This window comes from Nostoc cf. edaphicum LEGE 07299, from assembly GCF_015207245.1.
Classification (GTDB): domain Bacteria; phylum Cyanobacteriota; class Cyanobacteriia; order Cyanobacteriales; family Nostocaceae; genus Nostoc; species Nostoc edaphicum_B.
Genome location: NZ_JADEXF010000690.1, coordinates 1 through 3,430, shown reverse-complemented (window position 1 = coordinate 3,430; position 3,430 = coordinate 1). Strand labels below are relative to the sequence as shown.

Annotated in this window: 3 protein-coding genes and 1 pseudogene; all 4 read right to left on the bottom strand. The window is 49.6% G+C overall.

From position 1 onward, the window contains the following. Window positions 1-144: 144 nt before the first annotated feature. Entirely contained in the window at window positions 145-447 is a 303-nt protein-coding gene (locus tag IQ229_RS19070; protein WP_194046436.1) for a hypothetical protein, read from the bottom strand. A 72-nt stretch (window positions 448-519) separates the two neighbouring features. Continuing rightward, on the bottom strand, window positions 520-1,467 hold the full coding sequence (locus tag IQ229_RS19065) for an ABC transporter permease (protein ID WP_228013569.1): 948 nt from the start codon (window positions 1,465-1,467) through the stop codon (window positions 520-522). Beyond that, the gene (locus tag IQ229_RS19060) at window positions 1,460-3,034 is read right to left on the bottom strand and encodes a sugar ABC transporter ATP-binding protein (RefSeq protein WP_194046432.1); all 1,575 of its coding nucleotides are present in this window, start codon (window positions 3,032-3,034) and stop codon (window positions 1,460-1,462) included. The genes IQ229_RS19065 and IQ229_RS19060 overlap by 8 nt, the downstream gene beginning before the upstream one ends. A gap of 131 nt (window positions 3,035-3,165) precedes the next feature. Next, a pseudogene (locus IQ229_RS24225) lies at window positions 3,166-3,430 on the bottom strand (hypothetical protein); the annotation flags it as partial.

Below are 3,430 nucleotides of genomic sequence, written 5' to 3'. Positions count from 1 at the left end.
TTTATATACAATACAGTTCAGTTAAGCATTTTTTCTCTTCTCTCTGTTTCCTCTGCGCCTCTGCGGTTCGTTAAAAAAGTTGACTTTGACAAAGAGTTTTAGCCTTAACTGAACCGTATTGCGCTCATATAGAGTTTGAGCAAATTAATTATGGGTTAGAGAGCGATTGATATATGATGCGATCGCTCTCTTTTTAGGTTGCTCAGGTGCGTTAGGGTAAAGCCGTAACACATTCCAATACGGTTCAGTTAAGACTAAAAAGCTTATTAGTGATGTTAAACCTCGGAGCTTCGACTCGTTGTCCAGCACCTCTGTGTTTTGGCTTTTTGGAACGAAACTTTGATACAGCGCCAGCATACCATTCTGTCGCATGATGTTGATCAGATTAACAGGTGTCAGGAAGGTTTCATAACGAAAGGATGCGAAAATAGCCAAACTAAGGAGCATTCGCAGCACGCCTTAAGAGGTGATGAGCTTGGCAAAACGCTGTATACCCGACTTTGTGGCAGCCATGACGCGTTAAACCTCCCTCGGACGCTGCAAAAAAATGGCGAAAAGAATGATTACGGATTTCAAAACCAATGACCAGGTAAAGGGAATCAAAAGCATATTGAAACTTGTGGAAATCACCTGCATGAGCAAGGCTCCGACAACAGTGCCGAGGACATTTGCCCGACCACCGGAGAAGGGCGTACCGCCAACAACAACAGCCGCGATCGCATCAAATTCCGCGTTGACACCGACCTTGCTCGGATCGCCCATGCCCAGCCTCGCTGTCTCGACAAGTCCGGCAACCCCGGCAAGCAGGGCGCTAATTATATAGACTATATATTTCACGCGCTCCGCACGGATACCCGCAAGCCGTGCAGCCTCCTCGTTGCCGCCAACTGCGACGATATGACGCCCAAAAAGCGTAGAGCGGATACAGAAGAAAGCTGCCGCGATCGCTATGGCCGCAATGACGACTTGAATTGGTATAGAACCGAGATAGCCCTTTCCCAGCGCTTCAAATGTCGGATTGACGAAGGGAACGAGCTTACCGTCCCCGACAACCTGAGCAATCCCACGCCATAAGATGAGAGCCGCCAAGGTGGTGATCAAAGCATCAAGTTTCAGACGGGAGATCAAAAAGCCATTGATCAGACCAACCAACAGAGCAGCGCTCAAAGCGAACAAGATGGCAACAGTCATCCCATACTTAATCAGCAATGCCACAATGACTGAAACCAATGCCATCGTGGAGCCAACCGTCAGGTCGATACCACGGGAGGCAATGACAAAGGTCATGCCAACGGCAATCAACATTGTTGTGGATACTTGGAGCAACATATTTAATGTGTTGCTAACTGTAGCGAAACGCGGAGTGAAGATGGCGTTCGCAACATAGAGAATTAGGAGTGCCGCAAATGCACCGAAGTTTGGATTCCACAAGGTTCCCCAACTCCGATCGGACTTATTGCTACTCATTTGTATTTTGCTCTGTTTGGGATTGTCTATCGACGGCTTCCTGACGATCTGCACCTTCTGCCATTGCGTGCAGAATTGCCTTTATGTTCTTCTGTTCGCCGCCCAGTTCCGCGATTGACTGCCCGTCACGCAGGACGACGACACGTTGCGAACCTTCAACTAACTCTTCCACTTCCGATGAAATCATCAGAACCCCCAGCCCTTGCTCTGCTAGTTCGGCGATTAGCTGCTGGATCTCGCGCTTCGCACCAACATCAATACCACGAGTTGGCTCATCGAGGAGAAGAAGTTTTGTATTCTTGCACAGCCATCGCGCCAGAAGCACCTTCTGCTGATTGCCGCCCGATAGTTCGTGGATTTTCTGCTCGGCGCTGGCGGCTTTGATGTCAAGACGTTGCATGAAACGCTCGACAAGTTCGCTCTGTTGTTTTCTGGAAACGATGCCCCATTGCGTCAGGTTCGGTAGCGCAGCAAGAGTAAGGTTTTCGCGCACCGAAAGCTCAGGGATGATGCCGTCCGCCTTGCGATCCTCGGAAAGAAAAGCGATTCCAGCAGCGATCGCATCATGAGGATCGCGCAGCGATAAAAGACTACCTTCGAGTTTTACAGTTCCACCTTCAAGAGGTTCAGCCCCAAACAAGGCACGCACCGTTTCACTACGACCAGAGCCGAGCAAACCCGCAATCCCGACGATTTCGCCATGCCGCATTTCAATGGAAACGCCATTGAGCCGTTTTTTATATTTGAGAGCTTCCGCCTGGAGCAGCACTGGCCGATTTAGCGTGTTTTGCGAGTGTCCTGCAAACGCCGTGACTCCTTTGCTCACCTCTTCTGGCTCACGACCTAGCATAAAACAAACGAGTTCCAGACGAGTGAGCGTGGGCAGCGATCGCGTCACGATGTTGCGCCCATCACGCAATACTGTCACGCGATCGCACACGGCATAAAGTTCTTCAAAACGGTGGCTGACGTAGACGATGGATGTCCCTTCCGACTTTAGCCGTCGCATGACATCAAAAAGAAGAGAAACTTCAGTTTCCGTCAGCGAACTCGTGGGTTCATCGAGGATCAGCACCCGCGCACCAAAGGAGATGGCACGGGCGATCGCCACCATCTGGCGATGGGCAATATTCAGCGAACCAACCACTGAGTGCGGGTCGATATGCAACCCCAGGCGCTCCAAGATATCGGTTGCCCTAGCGTTCATTGCCCGTCTATCAATGATGCCGAAGCGATGCGGCTCCCTGCCAAGAAAAATATTCTCAGCAACAGTTCGGAAATCCACAAGCTGGATCTCTTGGTAGACAGCTACAATGCCTGCCGCCTGCGCTTCGGTCGGGTTCTGGAATGCAACGGTTTTCTGGTCGTACTCTATAACACCTGAGTCCCGCCGATAAGCCCCCGTCATAATCTTGATGAGCGTCGATTTGCCAGCACCATTCTCTCCGACCAGTGCATGAATCTCGCCTGCCTTCAGTTCAAAATCCACATCCCAGAGGGCTGGCACGCCGGAAAAACTTTTTTTTATACCCGTCATGCACAGGACATTTCTAGTCGCCTGATTCATCGGCTTTACCTAGTTTTTGTCTTAATTGCCGATAGTGGAGATCCTTCACTTGGCACTATAGTAATGTTTTTTGTCCATCGTGGAAGCTCAGGATAGTTCCAGGTTATCTTTTTTCTATTTTAGGGTGAGAACTACCTAGTACAGCACACACTCCTGATGCCAGCAACATTCCCATCGGTGGCACAATTACATACAGCCAAAATGCTGTCCAAATGTTGGATTAAAAACCGACGCAAATCACCATTGGGAATTGCTTGATGAATTGGAGAACCAGGAGACTCAAACACACAGGTAAATACTCCGGCAGCGCGATTAGCGATCGCAATTTGAATCAAAATATCTTCCGGTGCGGCTTTGGCATACTCGACAAAAACATCAAAATAACGGTTCTCAGAG